Genomic DNA, 17,189 nt, shown 5'->3' with positions numbered 1-17,189 from the left:
GGGATCATTCATCAAGACTGATCGTCTCCCACTGATCGGGAGACGATCGATCCCTACCGGACTCAGGCGGTCTCGGTGATGTCCAGAACAACGAAGGAGCGTGGCTCGACGAGACTTGCGGGCAGCTCGGCGATGTCGGTGTAGAACTGGTCGTACCACTTGCGCAGCTGATAGACCGGGCCGTCGCCGTCGCACAGCAGCGGGTTATCTACACGGGTCTTGCTGTGCCATATGGCCACGTCTTCATAGAAGGCGGCCTGGGCCTGCTGCACGTAGGCCTTGGCCATTTCGCGGTTCTGCTCGTCGGTCAGGCCGGGAACCTTCTTCACCAGTACGCCGTAACGCAGGGTGAAGCTGTTCAGGTCGATAGGGACGTGGCAGTTGAGCAGGATCGAGTGGATTTGCACGCCGTCCATGGCCCCAGTCATCTCGGTGATCTGGTAGGCCGGGCCGTAGTAGGTGGCCACCGTGGTCAGCTCGCTGTCGCCGGACAGGCGTGCGCTGCTGCCGCGCATCACCTGCACTGCCATGTGGCGCTCGAAGGTGTTGCTGAAGTGGTTGAGGTCGGTGCCGTGCACCGAGTCGAAGTGAGCCATGTCGGAGATGTTGTCGATCAGCTCGCGGCAGTTGGTGTCGATCTTCAGCTCGGCTACTTCCCAGTCCGCCCATTCTTCGCTGAAGCAGGCGTCGATGCGCGGGATGGCCTGTTCTTCGATCGGCGCATTGCCTTCCGGGTCGTTCCAGACGAACAGCAGGTTGTTCTGCTCCGACACCGGCCAGGACTTGATCTTCGCCCGCGGGGGAATGCGCTTGGCGTAGGGAATGTCATCGCACACGCCGTCGGCGCGCCAGCGCCATTCGTGGAAGGGACAGCGGATCGCGTCGCCCTCGACACAGCCCTGGCTCAGGTCCGCCCCCATGTGCGGGCAGAAGCCGTCGAGGATGCGGATCTGTCCATCTTCCCCGGCGAAGGCCACCAGGCGGGTGCCGAACACATCCAGACGATGCGCCTTGCCATCACGGTACTGCGCGGCCAGGCCCAGGCAATGCCAGCCGCGTGCGAAGCGGGGTTCCAGCTGCTTGGCTTCGATTCGGTGCAGGGTACTCATCTTCTTGTTCTCCCATCGGGGTTCTCGAGGGCTGCTTGCGGCTCAGGCAGACCGGCGCAGCGGATGCACTGACCGGATTCTGCGGTGCCAGCATTTCCCGGCATCGTCTGATCGGACGATGGCCCTGGCCGGCGCCACGGTTTTACTGCGGGCGGGAGCAACGACCAGGAGTACCCGAGGGTGATCCACATACTCGATGAAATTCCGCTGGCCGCGGCGCGTCTCGCGCCGGTGCTGGAAGCGCTTGAGCGTCTCTACCTGCCGGCCTGCGCCGCACGTGGTCTGACCCTGGAACAGCGCTGGGTTTCGCCGCCGGTGGTGGTGCCGGGGCAGATGAATACGATCTGGCTGCTCTGGCAGGTGGCCGACGTGTGGGCCTACTACGCCATGCGCAGTGCGGCCGGCGATGAGGTGCGTGCCTTCTGGGACCTGGTGGAAGCGGATTGCGATGGACGGCGCCGTCACGTACTCGGCCCGGCGGGGCACCCCCTGGAGGCGCCCGATGTGGAGTGAGACCCTGCAACTGACCCTGGCTCAGGACTCTGATCCGGCTGCCGTCGAATACCATCTGCGCGAGAGTCTCCAGGCGTTGCCCGGCCTGCTGCATCTGGGCTTTGGTGCGAACCTGCCCGGTAGCTGGGGCGCCGCCGATTGCACCCTCGACCTGGCGTTCTCCGAGTCGGCCCCCACTGACCTCGACGATATCCTCGGGCGTGTTCCCGGCTTGGCTGGCGTCCAGCGTGTTCGCTACCAGCGCATCGGTGGCGGGCTCAGGAAGCCGACCATGGCCAGCGGCATCTGGCGCACGCTGCTACTTCGGGTGCGGCCGCAGGCAACCACGCAACAGCGTGCGGCGCTGGAGCAGGACTTGCTGCGGATGCCTGCCTACATGCCCGGCATCCGTAACTGGCAGCTTTCACGAGTGCAGTCTCCGGGACGCTGGACCCACGTCTGGCAGCAGGAATTCGCCCGGGTCGACGATCTGCTCGGGGAATACCTCAGCCACCCCTATCACTGGGCCTGGGTGGATCGCTGGTTCGATCCGGATTGCCCGGACTGGACGGTAGACGCCATCGCCCATGTCTTCTGTCCCTTCCAGGCAAGCCTGCTTGGCAGGGTTGCCCCTTTTACAGACAACTGACCGGGAGACTCGCATGCGCGCAGTGGTCATCGAACGCCTTGGTGGAGCCGAGGTGCTGCAAATGATGGAAGTCGAACGCCCCCGGCCCGGTCCCGGCGAGGTACTGGTGCGGGTGGTTTGCGCTGGCGTCAACCCGGCGGACTGGAAGTGCCGCGAGGGCTACCTGGGAGGATTCCTCGACTATCGCTTCCCTTTCATCCTTGGTTTCGACCTCGCAGGAACAGTCGCTGAACTGGGTGAGGGCGTGGGCGACCTGACGCCGGGCAGTCGGGTGTTTGCCCAGAGTGATGTCGGCGCGGGCAAGTGGGGTTCCTACGCAGAGTACGCCTGCGTATCCCGCGCGTCCCTGGTACCCATGCCCGAAAATCTCGGTTTCGCCGCTGCGGCGGCCGTGCCCACGCCGGCACTGGCGGCCTGGACCGGCCTGCTCGAAGAGGGCGCCCTGCGTCCGGGCCAGACTGTGCTGATCCACGGTGGCGGAAGCGCGGTAGGTGGCTTTGCCATCCAGTTCGCCCGCTGTGCCGGGGCCCGCATCGCGACTACCTGCAGCGCAGCCAACGCCAGCCAGGCATGCGCCCTGGGTGCCGAGGTCGCCATCGACTATCGCGCTGAAGATATCCACAAGGCACTTGGGCGGTGGGCACCGGAAGGGGTCGATCTGGTACTCGACTGCATTGGCGGCGGCAGCCTGACAGGCGCGCTCGACCTGTTGCGCCCTGGTGGTGCCCTCGTCGCCATCCTCACCCTGGCGCCGGGCGATGCCGGTCCCGACCATACCGAAGCGGCCCGGCGTGGGCTTCGCACCGCGGTGGCCTACAGCCGCATGCCCAGCGGCGAACTGCTGGGGCGCATCGCCAGCCTGCTGGCCGCTGGACGGGTGCGGCCCCCGGCCTTGGACCTGCTACCGCTGGCGGAGGTGGCCAATGCCCACGAGCGCCTCAAGCAGGGCCGCGTGCGGCGCAAGCAGGTTCTGCAAGTCGCCGAGTGAGTGACGCCCTCGTCCGCTCGGACGATGGAGTGGCCAGCCGAAGCGGCTCTACTGGCTCCGACAACAACTAGAGCGAGGGGCGTCAGCCATGCGAATCGAACAGGGCCAGGTGGCGGTGATCACGGGTGCGGCCGGCGGCATCGGCCGCGGCCTGGCGGAAGAAGGGGGCGCGCGCGGCCTGCGCCTGGTGCTGAGCGACGTGGACCCGCAGCGTTTAGCGGCCCTGGCCGGACAACTTCAGGCGCAAGGCGTCGAAGTAGTCAGCCGCGAGGCCAACGTAGCCGATGCGTCCCAGGTGGATGCTTTGCGCGATCTCGCCGTCGAACGCTTCGGCGGCGTCGATCTGCTGTTCAACAATGCCGGCGTCATTCAGACCGGCTTCAGCTGGGAGATCGAAGCCAGTCGCTGGCAACGCCTGCTGGATATCAACCTGGGGGGCGTGATCAACGGCATCCGCAGCTTCGTCCCCCTGCTGCTTGGCCAGCAGCGCCCGGCTCAGGTGGTCAACACCGCGTCCCTGGCCGGACTGGTTTGCAGCCCCATGCTCGGCCCCTACACCGTGAGCAAGCAGGCGGTGGTGGCGCTGTCGGAAACCCTGCACTACGAACTGGCTGCGTTGCAGTCACAGGTCAGCGTGGCCGTGCTCTGTCCGGGCCCGGTAGCCAGCGACATCATGGCGTCCAACCGGACTGCCGGTGCCGCTAGTGGCCAGCTCGATGCGTTGCTCGACAGCAGCATCCGCCAGGGCATGGACCCGCGCGATCTTGCCCGCGAAGTCTTCGCCGGCATCGAGGCCGGACGCTTCTGGCTGCTGCCCCACAAGAATTTCAAACCGGCGCTGGAACGGCGCCTCACCAGCATCCTCGACGAGACCAACCCGGTCTTCCAGATGGCCGAAGCCTAAGGACCGCATCATGCCCCTCGATCCTCAGATCGCCGCCGTACTCCAGCAATTCAGCGGCATGCCGCAACCGGACTACAGCCAGCTCGATCCGGTCCAGTACCGGCAGTTCTGCGACAACCTGATGCCGCCGATTCCCGGCGAGCGCCTGTTCGAGGTGCGCAACCTGGGCCTGGCCGGGGCCGAGGGCGAGCTGGACGCGCGCCTTTACCGACCTGAAGACCGCGATGATCTGCCGCTGCTGGTGTTCTTCCATGGCGGCGGCTTCGTCATTGGCAACCTCGATACCCACGACAACCTGTGCCGCAGCCTGGCGCGCCTGTGCAACGCGGTGGTGGTGTCGGTGGCGTACCGGCTGGCACCGGAAAGCCGCTTCCCGGCGGCGCCCTACGACTGTTACCGCGCCACCTGCGACCTGGTGGAACGGGCCCGCGAACTGGGCTTCGATGCCAGTCGCCTGGCCCTGGCCGGAGACAGCGCAGGGGCCAACCTGGCCATCGCCGTGAGTCGCCTGGCCCAGATTCGCAAGGGCCCGCGTATCGCCTGGCAATGCCTGTTCTATCCGGCCACCGATGCCCGTTGCGATAGCGCGTCCCATGCAGCCTTCGCTGAGGGCTTCTTCCTCACCCGTGAACAGATGCGCTGGTTCTGGAGCCAATACCTGCCGCGCGCCGAACTGGTCGACGACGCCCTGGCATCCCCAGTGCGCGCCGAGGACCTGGTCGGCCTGCCGCCTACCACGCTGATCAGCGCCGAGTACGACCCGCTGCGTGATGAAGGCGAAGCCTTCGCCCAGCGCCTGCAACAGGCCGGGGTGCAGGTCCGCATGGAGCGTTGCGAAGGCATGATCCACGGGTTCATCAGCATGGCCGCGTTCGTCGGACGGGCCCAGGCCGCGCTGGAATCCGCCTGTGCCGACCTGCGTCGCGCATTGAACTAGAAGGAGCGCCCATGGACAGCCCACAGCGACTGATCGAGGCCATGGCCAGCGGCGCAATGCTCGTGGTGACCGATGACGATGAAGGTGAAGGCTCGCTGGTAATTTCTGCCGGCCGGGCCGATGCCGCTGCCATCAACTTCATGGCCCGCGAAGCGCGTGGGCTGATCTGCCTAGCGCTCACCGAGGAGCGCTGCAAGACCCTCGGCCTGGAACTCATGGTGCCCAACTCACGCGCCCGCCACGGCATGGGTTTTACCCTGTCCATCGAGGCACGTACTGGGGTTTCCACCGGTATCTCCGCTGCCGACCGTGCACGCACGATCGAGGTCGCGGTGGACCCGGCCAGCAGCGCCAGCGACCTGGTGCAGCCCGGCCACATTTTCCCCCTGCGTGCCCAGCCGGGCGGGGTGATGCAGCGTGCCGGACATGTCGAAGCCGCGTGCGACCTGGCGCGCCTCGCCGGCCTGATCCCGGCCGCCGTACTGGTCGGCATCCTCGACGAAGACGGTGAGCCCGCGCGTGGCCAGACCCTTCGTGAGTTCGCGCAACGGCACGGTCTGCCGCTGGGCAGCGTGGCCGACCTGATCCACTACCGCATCCTCCACGAAGGCACTATTCGCCGCTCGGGCGAATACCCAATCCAGACCCGTCATGGCGAGTTCCGCGTCATCACCTACCTGGACGACTACCAGGGGCAACTGCACCTGGCCCTGGTACGCGGCGAAGTCCACCGCGACCGGCCGGCACTGGTGCGGGTACAGGCCGCGGAAACCCTGAGGGACCTGCTCGATAGCCACCCTGGGCAGTGGAACCTTGACCGTTCGCTGGCGAGGGTGGCAGAAGAGGGCGCCGGCGTCGTGGTACTGCTGGCACAGCAGGAAACGCCGGCCGCGTTGATCGAACAGCTCCAGCAGGGCACGCACAAGCCCCGCCCGCCAAGCTTTCCCCAGCGCACGCTGGGAATCGGTGCACAAATCCTGCGGGATGTGGGCGTTCGCAAGATGCGCCTGCTGAGTTTCCCGGTGAACTACAAGGCGGTGTCTGGCTTCGAGCTTGAAGTCGTCGAGTTCGTTTCCTTCGATCAGGAGCAGGCATGAACCCGCACCTCGACTGTGTGTTGCAACCGGCCCGGCTTGCCGGGCTTCAACTGCGCAACCGACTGATCAAGACGGCCACCTTCGAAGGCATGTGCCCCGGCGGGATTCCCGGCGACGACCTGATCGAGCATCACGCGGCCATGGCTCGCGGCGGTGTCGGCCTGACCACCGTGGCTTATTGCGGTGTCTCGCCCGACGGACTCACCTTTCACGACCAGATGTGGATGCACGCCGGCATCTTCCCGCAGCTGCAGCGCCTGACCGCGGCGGTGCATGCCGAAGGTGGCGCGATTTCCGCCCAACTCGCCCACTGTGGCTACTTCAGCCGCAATCGCCCGCTCAACATTCCCCGGCCTCGCGGTCCGAGCGCCTGCATCAACCAGTACGGCCTGTTCTCCGGCATTCCCTTCGGAGGTGCCATGGGCATCGTCGACATCGGCCGAACGGTCGCTGAGTATGCCGCGGCAGCCGGGTTGGTCCGCGATGCCGGCTTCGATGCCATCGAAATCCACATGGGGCATGGCTACTTGCTCAGCCAGTTCATCTCGCCAGCGTTGAACAAGCGTCGCGACGCATACGGCGGCGCGCTGGAAAACCGCATGCGCCTGCCACTGCAGGTGCTGGCGGCGGTGCGTGGCGAGGTGGGACGCGATTTCCCAATTCTGGCCAAGCTCAATCTCAGCGACGGATTTGCCGGTGGCCTGCAGATCGAAGAGTCCTGCCAGGCGGCGCGTCTGCTGGAGGAGGCGGGACTGGACGCCATTGTCATGAGCGGCGGGTTGGTCAGTCGCACACCGATGTTCCTCTTTCGAGGCGCGAGCCCGCTGCCGCAGATGGTGCCGCTGGAGAAGAACCCTTTGCAGCGTACAGCGATGAAGTGGTTCGGTGGCGCCAGCTTCCCGGACCTGCCATTCGAAGAGCTGTACTTCCTCGAGCTGGCCCGGCAGATGCGAAGCGCGGTGAGCATGCCACTGGTGTATCTCGGCGGCGTCACAAGTGGCGAAGGCATCTCTCAGGCGGCGCAGGAGGGATTCGACTTCCTCGCCCTGGGACGTGCCTTGCTCAATGACCCGCACCTGCCGCAGCGCCTTCGGCATGAAGGCTCGAACTGGCGTAGCGCCTGCACCCACTGCAACCAGTGCGTAGCCAGCATGGCGTTGCCGGGTGGGATTCGCTGCGTGCTGAACCAGCCGGCCGCCTTCCTATAGGGGTGAATTCATTCGCCAACCGGTCCTTAGGACCGGCCCGGTACTTTCCGGGGACGCTTCGCATCCCTTGGCGAATGAATTCGCCCCTACAGGGATCGTGTGCCCATCAAGTATCCAACCAGAAGGAACACCCATGACTCGTGAAGCATTCCCCGATGGCGTCGCCCTGGTAGTGGGCGGCAGTGGTGGCATGGGCCAGGCGATCTGCGAGCGCCTCGCCGAGGCCGGAAGCGATGTGGTGCTCACCTACCACCGCAACGCCGAACGCGCGCAGTCCGTGGTAGGCGCGGTAATGGAGCGCGGTCGTCGTGCCGAGGCGGTGCAACTGACCCTGGGCGATGAAGCGGCCGTTGCCGCGACGCTGCGGCAGCTCACCGCCGGCCGGCGTATTCATACCCTGGTGATCGCCTCCGGCTCCGACATCAGTCACCGCGCATCGTTGATCTCGACCTCGCGCAATGGAAACGAGTGATTGACGCCGACCTCAACGGTTTCCTCAACCTTGTGCTCTGCCTGCTGCCGCATATGCGCGATCAGGGCGGTGGTTCGATCGTGCATATCAGCTCCGCCGGGCTGTTCCGCTGGCCTGAGGGTGACGTGTTGTCGGTGGCGCCGAAGGCTGCCATCGAGTCGTTGATCCAGGGGATCGCCAAGGAAGAAGGCCGTCATGGCATCCGCGCCAACAGCGTGGCCATCGGCGTGATAGACGCGGGAATCTTCCACCGTCTCTGGGCGGACGGCACCTTTGACGAGCAGTGGAAGGACGCGGTACAGGGCAAGCTCTGCGTCAAACGCTGGGGCATGGCAGAGGAGGTGGCCGAGGCAGTGGCTTTCCTCGCCTCCAATCGTGCCGGCTACACCACAGGCCAGGTGCTGGCGGTGGATGGGGGATACGGGGTCTGACGCTTGAGGCGTTGGGCTTGCTGTAGTGTGGGCCACGCTCTACCGGTCCACCATTCGTGATTCATCCGGACTCCGCTGGTGGATGTGTACGGCGACATCCACCTTACGCACGTTGCGAGTGTACGTAGGTTGGTGCAGAGCGCAGCGAAGCCCAACGTGGCTCGGTATCAGGTCCGCACCGTTGGGTTTCGCGTAGCTCAGCCACAACCTACGGGTCGTACAAAAAAGCCCCGCATTCGCGGGGCTTCTTTTCGATCACTGGAATCTCAAGGCTTCAACCCGCCCAGCATCAGCTTCGCCTGAGCCTGTACCAGCGGCGAGGCGGTGTAGTTGCCGTCGATGGGGGTGATCACCGCCTTGCCGAGGGACAGCTGGTAAGAGTCGCCCTGCTTCTGTTCGGTAGTCGGTGCGGGTGGCGGCACGAGGTTTACCCGTACGACGCCGTCAGCGCCCTGCTGGGGGGCGAAGACCACATTTCCCCAGTCGCTGATCGGGGCGAAGGCCACGCCCGTAACCTCGCCTGACTCCAGCGCCGGGTAGTTGATGTTCAACCCGGTATTGCCCGGCAGGCCAATCACGTTGGTTTCGCAGTAGGGCTTGGCCTTGCCATGGCTCTTGTCGCAGATGCGTTTCGCCTCGGCGCCGATGGCAGCCGCGCGGTTGATCACGCGGACCGCGAAGCGTGCGGTGTCGTCCATGGCGTTCAGGGTTTTCTGGTAGCCGGCCTGCGGGTTCTGGGCGATCAGTTGCAGGTCGATGGCGGTGGACACGGCTACTGCTGGCACACCCTTGAACATGGCACGGACGGCGGCGTTGACGGTGCCGGACATCTGCGTCAGCGGTCCGACGTTGTCACCGAAGTTGGTGCCGGACACCACCAGGTCAGGGCGGTTGTCCTTGAGCAGCAGGTCAAGGCCGACGTTCACCGCGTCCACAGGCGTACCAATTGCAGAGGTCTTTCCGGCTGGCGGGACATAGCCGGCCGGAGCACCGACGCAGTATTTGTCCTGGGCAAGTTGGGTAATGGCGACCGGCTGGCCTGGTACCACGACGCTGGCAGCGCCGATGCCGCTGCTGTCGTTCTGCGGACCGACGAGGGTTACCTGGTGGCCGGCGGCGACCAGCGCCTGGTAGACGGCGTCGATACCGGGCGCGCGGCAGCCGTCGTCGTTGGTCAGGAGGATGTTCAGGGCGCTGGCCTGTGCGGACAGGCCAAGGGCGGCCAGGCAGATGCCGGCGCTCAACAGCGTTTTCATTGTTGTTTCCTCGTGAGGTGGGGCTGTTCGGAAAAAGCTGACCCTAGGGTCGATTTGTTACAGGCTTTCGAGGGTGCTGTTGCAACTGCTGCCGGGCGGCGGCGCCATTGCGGCTCCGCCACCCGGCATGCCTGGGATCAGCGACCCTGCTTGCGCAGGCTCGCGACGGTGAAGTTGCTGGCGTCGAAGTCGCTGGCGTTGAGCTTCGGCGCGTCCTGGTCGTTGATCAGGCGATCGGCCAGGTAGGAGCCGGCGATCAGGTCGTGATAGACCGCGACGCGGGCGTGGAAGCCCTGCAGCTCATAGGCGTAGATCGAAGCCTGCATGTTGGTGCGCCAGAGCTGGCCCTTGCCGTCGTAGTTGTCGGCCAGGGCGGCGGCCCAGGTGTCCTCATCGAGGTACATCACGCGCTTGCCGTAGACGTGGCGCTTGCCGGGCTTGAGGGTGGCTTCCAGCACCCAGACACGGTGCTTCTCATAGCGCATGTATTCCGGGTTGATGTGGCCGCTGGTGGACAGCAATTGGTCGAGCTTCACGGCCGGGTCATCGAGCCGGTAGTTGTTGTAGGGGATGTACAGCTCCTTCTTGCCCACCAGCTTCCAGTCGTAGCGGTCGGGGGCACCGTTGAACAGGCGGTCCTCGTCCATCACGCGGAAGCCGCCGGCGCCGTATGGGGTGTCATAGGCCACAGTGGGTGCGCGGCGCACGCGGCGGTTGCCGGGCAAGTACTGCCAGCTCTGGCGCGGTTGGGCCAGGGGGTCGGTGAACTCGTTGCCAAGGAAGATCTCTCCCCGCTTCCGGGTGGGTTCCATGGTGGTGATCATGAAGTGCGCCTGGATGCCGTTGAACCCGGTCGCGTTGCCCTTGGGATCGGTCCAGGGCGAGAGGATCTTGTAGTTCACCAACTCGAACTGGCGGTTACCGTTGGCCAGGGTCAGGGCCATCTTGTAGGTAGCGTCTTCCTTCCAGGCCACGGTGTGGAGGTTGTGGTTCCACATCAGCTCGTAGCCATTCTTCGGGATGGGGAATGGCGCACCACCGTAGGCGTTGGCCACTCCGTTGCCGTCATTCACGAGCTCGGCGTCCAAGGCATTCTGCTTGATCGCATCTTCCACCCACTGGGCGTAGCGGAAGTCCCGGTGACTCGGGTAGACCGGCATCTTGAAACTCTGTGGATAACGCTGGAACAGCGCCTTCTGCCCGTCCGAAAGCTGGTCGGCGTACTGCGCCATGTTCTGCGCGGTGATGGTGAACAGGGGCTGTTCGCCAGCGTACGGGTCAGGGTGCTTGTTGCCACTGCCGGCAAATTGCACCTGGGGCGGTGCACCGCGCCACTTGCCGCTCCAGGCGGGAATGCTGCCGTCGGCGTTGCCGGCTTTCTCTGCACCGGTGGGGGTCAGCTCCTGGCCCAGGCGTGCGGCTTCTTCCGGACCGACCTTGGCCAGGGCAGGAGCGCTGGCGATGCTGGCAACGAGCAGGGCGCCCAACAGAGGGGCGGGGTTTTTCATGAACATGTGCAAGGCTTCCGTGAGGGTTGCGGGGAAGCCCTGGCCCCGCCGTCTTGCGCGGCACGGGTGCCAGGGAGGGGCTCGGCTTATTTGCCGAGCTTGCGCAGGTTGGCGGCGGTGAAGTAGCTGGCGTCGAAGGCCGCGTCGTTCAGCTTTGCCGGCGTCAGGCCGTTGACCAGACGGTCGGCCAGGTAAGAACCGGCGATCAGGTCCTGGTACACCGCCACGCGGGCGTGGAAGGCCTGGATCTCGTAGGCGTACACGGAGGTTTGAGTGTTGGTGCGCCAGAGCTGGCCCTTGCCGTCGTAGTTGTCGCCCAGCGCGGCCGCCCAGCTGTCCTCGTCGAGATAGAACACGCGCTTGCCATAGACATGGCGCTTGCCCGGCTTGAGGGTCGCTTCCAGTACCCAGACACGGTGCAGTTCGAAGCGCACGTAGTCGGGGTTGATGTGGCCGGTGGCGCCGGTGATTTCACTGGCGGGCAGGTCCGGGTCGTCGAGGACGTAGTTGTTGTAGGGGATGTACATCTCCTTCTTGCCCACCAGCTTCCAGTCGTAGCGGTCTGGGGCGCCGTTGAACAGGCGGTCCTCGTCCATCACGCGGAAGCCGCCTGCACCGTAGGGCGTGTCGTAGCCGATGGTGGGTGCGCGGCGTACACGGCGGTTGCCGGGTAGGTACTGCCAGGCCTGGCGCGGCTTGGCCAGCGGATCGGTGAAGTCGCAGCTGAGGATGATTTCGCCCTTCTTGCGGGCCGGCTCCTGGGTGCTGATCATCGCGCACGCCTGGGTGCCGTCGAAGCCCTGGACGGAACCCCTGGGATCATCCCAGAGCGACAGGATCTGGTAGCCGACCTTCTCGTTCACGCGGCTGTTGTTGGCCAGCACCAGCGACATGTTGTAGGTGGCCTCTTCCTTCCAGGCACGCGCCGGCAGGTTCTGGTTCCACATCAACTCGTAGCCATTCTTCGGGATCGGGAAGGGCGAACCGCCGAAGGCATTGGCCACGCCATTGCCGTCGTTGACCAGTTCGGCGCTGAGCGCGTTCTGCTTGATGTTGGCTTCCACTACGGGTGAAAAGCGGAAGTCGCGATGGCTGGGATATACCACGATCCGGTAGGTGTCCGGGTAACGCTTGAACAGCGCCAGTTGGCCGTCGGATAGCTTGTCCTTGTACTGCTCCACATTGGCCGCGGTAATGGTGAACAGCGGCTTCTCGCCCGCATAGGGATCGGGGCGCTTGCTGCCGGTGCCGTCGAATTTCACATGGGGTGGGGCGCCCAGCCATTTTCCGCTCCAGGCGGGAATGCTGCCATCGGCGTTACCGGCCATCTCGGCGCCCATGGGGGTCAGGTCCTTGCCCAGGCGGGCGGCTTCTTCGGGGCTGACCTTGGCCAGCACGGGAGTGCTGGCCAGGCTGGCGGCGAAGAGGGCGATGAGGAGCGGTTTGTTGTTGTGCGCTTGCATCTCGTCTCTCCTGCTGCGGTGGATCAGAAGCTGTACTTGGCGCTGAGGCCGAAGTTGTCGCGGTCAGCCAGAGGGGTGTCGCCGGCGTCGCCGAGGAAGGCGTTGTAGCGGGCCTCGACGGTGAAGTTGTTGAGGTAGCGCCAGGTGGTGCCGATGCCGAGGCGGTCGTCGCCTTCGCCCATGCCGAAGCTGCCGGCCATGGAGGAGTCGCCGCCGAGCGACTGGCTGTAGATGAGCGGAACGGTTAGGTCCCAGCCTTCGAAGATGTTCAGGTACTCAAGCGACAGGTTGAGGGTGTAGCCCCAGGCCTTCTTGTCGTTGTAGAGCTCGTCGGTGTTGTTGGTGGTGATGGGCACGGCGCCGCCGAAGCCGTCCGGTACGAAGACGTTGAAGCTGGGCGCGCGGTCGTTGTCGAGCACCTCGTTGTAGCCAACCTCACCGGTCAGGGTGGTGTTGTCGGCGAAGGGCTGGTCACCGAAGGAATGGATGAACGACACCTGCGCCTGCAGGGTCTCGGCGCGCACCGCGTGCGGTGTCAGGCCGGTATCCACCAGCACCGGTTGGCCATCGCGGTAGCTCACTTCACCGCTCACGTTGGTCTCGCCGAGCACAGTGGAGAAGCTGGCGCCATAGAGGTCGATGTTGTCGAAGTAGCGCACCTGGTACTGGGCGGAGTTCCAGTTGGTGAGGAAGTCCAGGGTCGGCGCCTTGTCGTGGAAGCGGATGTAGTAGAGACCAAATTCGGTGTTGTTCAGCGACTCGGCGACGTAGGTCATGGCCACGCCGTACTGGCCGCTGTCGCTCGGCTTGTCGTCGCCGATCCGGCGGGTCAGGCCGAAGGCGTCGGTGAAACCGCCTTTATCCATCTGGTCGGTGACCGAGAAGAAGCTGCCGACACCATCGATCTCGGTCTTGTCCCAGTCGTACTGGTAGTAGGCCTGCAGGCCGAGGTTGTCGGTGAGGCTGAGCTGGCCGAAGAGCTGGCCGACCGGCAGGAAGATTTCCTTCACCTCCACGCCAGGGGTATTCACCTTGGTGCCATCGGCCGGGCTCATGGCTGAGGAAATGCCGTTGGCGATGAACAGGCTCTCGCCCCAGCTCACCACCTGGTCGCCGAGGCGCAGGTTGAGGTCGTGGCCGCCCATGTCCCAGGCGCCGTAGAGGTAGGAGTCGAGCAGGCGGACGTCCTTGCCGTGCTGGTCGATGGTGTCATGGGGGAAGTGGTTGGCCTGGGAGCAGCCGCCGCCAGCGAGGCAGTTGGAGGTGCCGGTGCCGTTGTCATTGCTGCGGTTGTAGACATCGTCGTAGAAGCCGCTGGCGCGCATGAACAGGCCGAAATCGCTGCGCCAGTTGAAGTTGGCCTCGGTGAGGAAGCTGGCGCGGTTGGTGATCAGGCTGCCCTTGTCGAAAGCGTTGTTGCCGTCGTCGATGTTGGCGATGTTCGGGTTCGGGAAACCGTTGGACAGCGCGTGATCGCGGGACTCGGTACGCCAGGCGAGGGCGTAGGTGAGGGTCGTGTCCCAGGAGATTTTCAGGTCATCGTTGGGCTGGAAAGCCAGAGCGTGACCCTGGCCAGCATGGCCGAGGGCAAGGCCCAGGCAGGCAAAGCGGATCGCGGAGTGAAGCGGCGCAAGGGGATGCCCCTTTGTTGTTCTTATCATGATGTCGCTCTCGGCGTGTCTGGGCACAGCTCGTTCCGCCAGGCCCAAGATTGAGTTGAGTGTGGCGGGCTGACTATGTGGTCACCGAGAGGGCGCAACATCGTCCGAAAAGACTAAGCGGAACGGCCCGGCACAAGGTGTCTACCGCTAGTCCCAACGGACGATGTTGCTGCAAGGAGGGCTGTCGAGAATCCGGCTGGATTGCGCATACAGAACAACAAGGGAGTAACCCGATGAGCGCCAACAGCCTGCAGTGGGACGACAGTTGCGACGTACTGGTGGTTGGGTCAGGAGCCGGCGCCATGACCGCTGCGCTCCGTGCCCGAGACCTCGGTTCGAAGGTGCTGGTGGTGGAGAAGAGCGACCGCTACGGCGGCACCTCGGCCGTATCCGGTGGTGGTATCTGGATACCCTGCAACCACCGCATCGAGGCCCTCGGCGGTGAAGACTCGGCCGAAGAAGCGATCGCCTACATCCGCGCCGTGACCCATGGCGAGATCGATGACGGACGCATCGAGGCCTACGTGGAACAGGGGCATCAGGTGGTACGCTACCTCGAAGCCAATTCGCGGGTGCGATTCGAGGCCCAGCCACGTTACGCCGACTACTACCCGGAAGTCCCCGGCGGCAAGCCAGGCTACCGCTCCATGGACCCGCTACCCTTCGACGCACGCCTGCTGGGGGACGAGTTCGCCCGTATGCGCGAGCCTTCTCCCGGCACCCTGATGATGGGTCGCATGGCCATGACCATGAAGGAAGCGCAGGTGCTGTTGTGCCGCGGCCCTGGCTGGTTCGGCCTGACCTTGAAGATTCTCTGGCGCTACTGGCGCGACCTGCCGGGACGACTGCGCTCGAAGCGCGACCGTTTCCTGACTCTTGGCAACGCGCTGGTTGCCGCCTTGCGCCGTTCCCTGCTGGACCGCGACGTACCGCTCTGGCTCAACTGCCGGCTCGAGCGCCTGATCGAGGAAGACGGCCGCGTGCTGGGCGCCGAAGTGATCCGTGATAGCCGCCACCTGCTGATTCGTGCCCGTCGTGGTGTGGTGCTCGGCGCTGGTGGTTTCGAGCGCAACCAGGAGATGCGCAGCCAGCATCATCCGCAACCCTCCCGCAGTGCCTGGAGCGCCACGCCGCCGTACAACACCGGCGATGCCATTCGTGCTGGGCAGGCACTCGGCGCCGCCACCGCGTTGATGGACCACAGCTGGTGGGCGCCCACCACCCATGTCGAAGGCGAGGAGAAGCAGCGTGCGCTGTTCGTCGAGCGCACTCTGCCTGGCTGCATCATGGTGGATGCGGCGGGGCAGCGCTTTGTCAATGAAGCCGCGCCCTACACCGACATCGTCTATGCGATGTACGAGCACGACAGTGAAGGCGCCCGCAGCGTGCCTTGCTGGCTGGTATTCGATGCCGAGTTCCGTCGCAAGTACCCCTGCGGTGCGCTGTTGCCGGGCTACGCGATGCCGGATAGCCGTTTGCCGAAGCACTTGCAGGGCTATTTCTACAAGGCCGATAGCCTGGTGGAACTGGCCGGGCAGATCGGCGTCGATCCCGCCGGGCTGTTGCGAACAGTTGAGCGCTTCAACCCGATGGCCGAGGCCGGGCGGGATGAGGACTTCCACAAGGGCGACTCGCTGTTCGATCGCTACTACGGTGACCCCACTGTGCAACCGAATCCCTGCCTGGCGCCGCTGCTGCAAGCGCCTTACTACGCCGTGAAAGTGGACGCCGGCGACATCGGCACCAAGGGCGGCTTGCTCACCGATGTGCACGCCCGTGTGCTGCGAGAGGATGGAAGCCCCATCGCCGGGCTCTATGCCATCGGCAACACCGCCGCTTCCATGATGGGCCGCACATATCCCGGTGCCGGCTCCACCATCGGCCCGGCCATGGTGTTCGGCTTCCTCGCCGCCAGTCATATCCACGATGCGGAGCAGGAGGCTGTAGGGGCGAATTCATTCGCGAAACAGGCCGCGGGTCTGCCCTCCTGATTCAGGGAAGAACGAATTCTCACTACTCCCCGTAGCGTGTGCTGCGCACACCGAAACATCCGCACGGGGCTTCCGGTGCGCATGGCGCACCCTACCCATTCGGGAGAATCCCATGACTGCAAGCAAACCCCGTATCGCCCTGGTCACCGGCGCCAGCCGTGGCGTCGGCAAGGGCATCGCCATCGCCCTGGGCGCCGCCGGTATGACCGTCTACCTCAGCGGTCGCTCCAGTACCGAAAGCGCCAGCCGCCTGCGTGGCCAGTTGTTGCCCGGCAGCCTGGCGGAAACCGCCGAAGCAGTGACCCGGGCTGGCGGCCAGGGCATCGCCGTGCCCTGCGATCATCGCGATGACGAACAGGTGCACGCACTCTTCGCCCGTATCGAACGGGAGCAGGGTCGTCTCGACCTGCTGGTGAACAACGCCGCTTTCCTCCACGAGAACCTGATCGACCCCGGCCCTTTCTGGGAAAAGCCCCTGGAACTGGTGGACATCCTCGATGTCGGCCTGCGCTCCGCCTACATCGCCAGCTACCACGCGGCGCCATTACTGGTGAAGAACGGCCACGGCCTGATCGCCTTCGTCTCGTCCTACGGCGCCGGCTGCTATATGCACGGCCCGGCCTATGGCGCGCAGAAGGCGGGTGTGGACAAGTTCGCGGCAGATATGGCGGTGGATCTCGAAGGCACGGGCGTCAGCGCGGTTTCCCTGTGGCTCGGGCCGCAGCGAACCGAGCGCACCGCAATCGCCGGTGCCGAACGGGCCGACCAGTACGAAGCCTTCCTGGCCGTGGCGGAAACCCCTGAGTTCAACGGCCAGGTGATCCATGCCTTGCTGAACGACCCGCAGCTTTCCAGCCTCTCCGGACAGACCCTGGTGACGGCGGAGTTGGCGCAGGGCTATGGCATCAGTGAAGCCGAAGGGCGCCAACCGCCGTCCTATCGGGAGATGCTCGGCAGCCCTCGTGTGCAACATCCGGCGCGGGTGATTTGAAGCGGGATTGCAAAAGGGGCGGCCGAGGCCGC

General features: G+C 65.0%; 16 protein-coding genes. 11 read left to right on the top strand and 5 right to left on the bottom strand.

What is annotated here, in order from left to right:
* Positions 1-62: 62 nt before the first annotated feature.
* Positions 63-1,109, bottom strand: coding sequence for a Rieske 2Fe-2S domain-containing protein (locus E8E75_RS15925; protein ID WP_153922410.1), 1,047 nt, complete (start codon positions 1,107-1,109; stop codon positions 63-65).
* Between the two features lie 180 nt (positions 1,110-1,289).
* Between E8E75_RS15925 and E8E75_RS15920 the strand changes: the two genes are divergently transcribed.
* The 9 genes from E8E75_RS15920 (at position 1,290) to E8E75_RS15880 (ending at position 8,287) form a co-directional block, all read left to right on the top strand.
* Positions 1,290-1,622, top strand: coding sequence for a hypothetical protein (locus tag E8E75_RS15920; RefSeq protein ID WP_120652697.1), 333 nt, complete (start codon positions 1,290-1,292; stop codon positions 1,620-1,622).
* Positions 1,612-2,250: a Dabb family protein gene (locus tag E8E75_RS15915; RefSeq protein WP_120652696.1), complete on the top strand. Its 639-nt coding sequence runs from the start codon at positions 1,612-1,614 to the stop codon at positions 2,248-2,250. The genes E8E75_RS15920 and E8E75_RS15915 overlap by 11 nt, the downstream gene beginning before the upstream one ends.
* Before the next feature lie 13 nt (positions 2,251-2,263).
* Positions 2,264-3,238, top strand: a complete 975-nt coding sequence (locus tag E8E75_RS15910) for an NADP-dependent oxidoreductase (RefSeq protein WP_153922412.1) — start codon at positions 2,264-2,266, stop codon at positions 3,236-3,238.
* A gap of 88 nt (positions 3,239-3,326) precedes the next feature.
* Positions 3,327-4,142, top strand: a complete 816-nt coding sequence (locus tag E8E75_RS15905; RefSeq protein ID WP_120652694.1) for an SDR family NAD(P)-dependent oxidoreductase — start codon at positions 3,327-3,329, stop codon at positions 4,140-4,142.
* Positions 4,143-4,152: 10 nt separating this feature from the next.
* The gene (locus tag E8E75_RS15900) at positions 4,153-5,079 is read left to right on the top strand and encodes an alpha/beta hydrolase (RefSeq protein WP_120652693.1); all 927 of its coding nucleotides are present in this window, start codon (positions 4,153-4,155) and stop codon (positions 5,077-5,079) included.
* 11 nt (positions 5,080-5,090) lie between these two features.
* Positions 5,091-6,176 carry a 3,4-dihydroxy-2-butanone-4-phosphate synthase gene (gene ribB / locus E8E75_RS15895; protein ID WP_153922414.1) on the top strand — a complete coding sequence of 362 codons (1,086 nt, stop codon included), beginning with the start codon at positions 5,091-5,093 and terminating at the stop codon, positions 6,174-6,176.
* Positions 6,173-7,384: an NADH:flavin oxidoreductase gene (locus E8E75_RS15890; RefSeq protein WP_153922416.1), complete on the top strand. Its 1,212-nt coding sequence runs from the start codon at positions 6,173-6,175 to the stop codon at positions 7,382-7,384. The genes ribB and E8E75_RS15890 overlap by 4 nt, the downstream gene beginning before the upstream one ends.
* 133 nt (positions 7,385-7,517) lie before the next feature.
* Entirely contained in the window at positions 7,518-7,856 is a 339-nt protein-coding gene (locus E8E75_RS15885) for an SDR family NAD(P)-dependent oxidoreductase (protein WP_218584193.1), read from the top strand.
* On the top strand, positions 7,853-8,287 hold the full coding sequence (locus E8E75_RS15880) for an SDR family oxidoreductase (RefSeq protein WP_280359410.1): 435 nt from the start codon (positions 7,853-7,855) through the stop codon (positions 8,285-8,287). Before E8E75_RS15885 ends, E8E75_RS15880 begins: the two co-directional genes overlap by 4 nt.
* Before the next feature lie 266 nt (positions 8,288-8,553).
* On the opposite strand, the gene E8E75_RS15875 is transcribed toward E8E75_RS15880, so the two are convergent.
* The 4 genes from E8E75_RS15875 to E8E75_RS15860 form a co-directional block, all read right to left on the bottom strand.
* On the bottom strand, positions 8,554-9,543 hold the full coding sequence (locus E8E75_RS15875; RefSeq protein WP_153922418.1) for a 5'/3'-nucleotidase SurE: 990 nt from the start codon (positions 9,541-9,543) through the stop codon (positions 8,554-8,556).
* A 137-nt stretch (positions 9,544-9,680) separates the two neighbouring features.
* Positions 9,681-11,057, bottom strand: coding sequence for a DUF1329 domain-containing protein (locus E8E75_RS15870; RefSeq protein ID WP_280359409.1), 1,377 nt, complete (start codon positions 11,055-11,057; stop codon positions 9,681-9,683).
* A gap of 80 nt (positions 11,058-11,137) precedes the next feature.
* Positions 11,138-12,514 carry a DUF1329 domain-containing protein gene (locus tag E8E75_RS15865; RefSeq protein ID WP_120652688.1) on the bottom strand — a complete coding sequence of 459 codons (1,377 nt, stop codon included), beginning with the start codon at positions 12,512-12,514 and terminating at the stop codon, positions 11,138-11,140.
* A gap of 23 nt (positions 12,515-12,537) precedes the next feature.
* Positions 12,538-14,175, bottom strand: a complete 1,638-nt coding sequence (locus E8E75_RS15860; protein ID WP_153922420.1) for a DUF1302 domain-containing protein — start codon at positions 14,173-14,175, stop codon at positions 12,538-12,540.
* 233 nt (positions 14,176-14,408) lie between these two features.
* Here E8E75_RS15860 and E8E75_RS15855 point away from each other — a divergent pair, with 233 nt between their 5' ends.
* Together E8E75_RS15855 and E8E75_RS15850 are read left to right on the top strand one after the other, a co-directional pair.
* Complete coding sequence (locus E8E75_RS15855) at positions 14,409-16,166, top strand: FAD-dependent oxidoreductase (RefSeq protein ID WP_153922422.1); 1,758 nt, start codon at positions 14,409-14,411, stop codon at positions 16,164-16,166.
* A gap of 112 nt (positions 16,167-16,278) precedes the next feature.
* A complete protein-coding gene (locus E8E75_RS15850) occupies positions 16,279-17,157 on the top strand; it encodes an SDR family NAD(P)-dependent oxidoreductase (protein ID WP_120652685.1) in 879 nt (292 codons plus the stop codon).
* The last annotated feature ends 32 nt before the right edge of the window (positions 17,158-17,189 follow it).

It is taken from the genome of Pseudomonas sp. BN606 (assembly GCF_029873115.1).
GTDB lineage: Bacteria > Pseudomonadota > Gammaproteobacteria > Pseudomonadales > Pseudomonadaceae > Metapseudomonas.
This window is presented reverse-complemented; position numbering and strand designations above follow the sequence as displayed.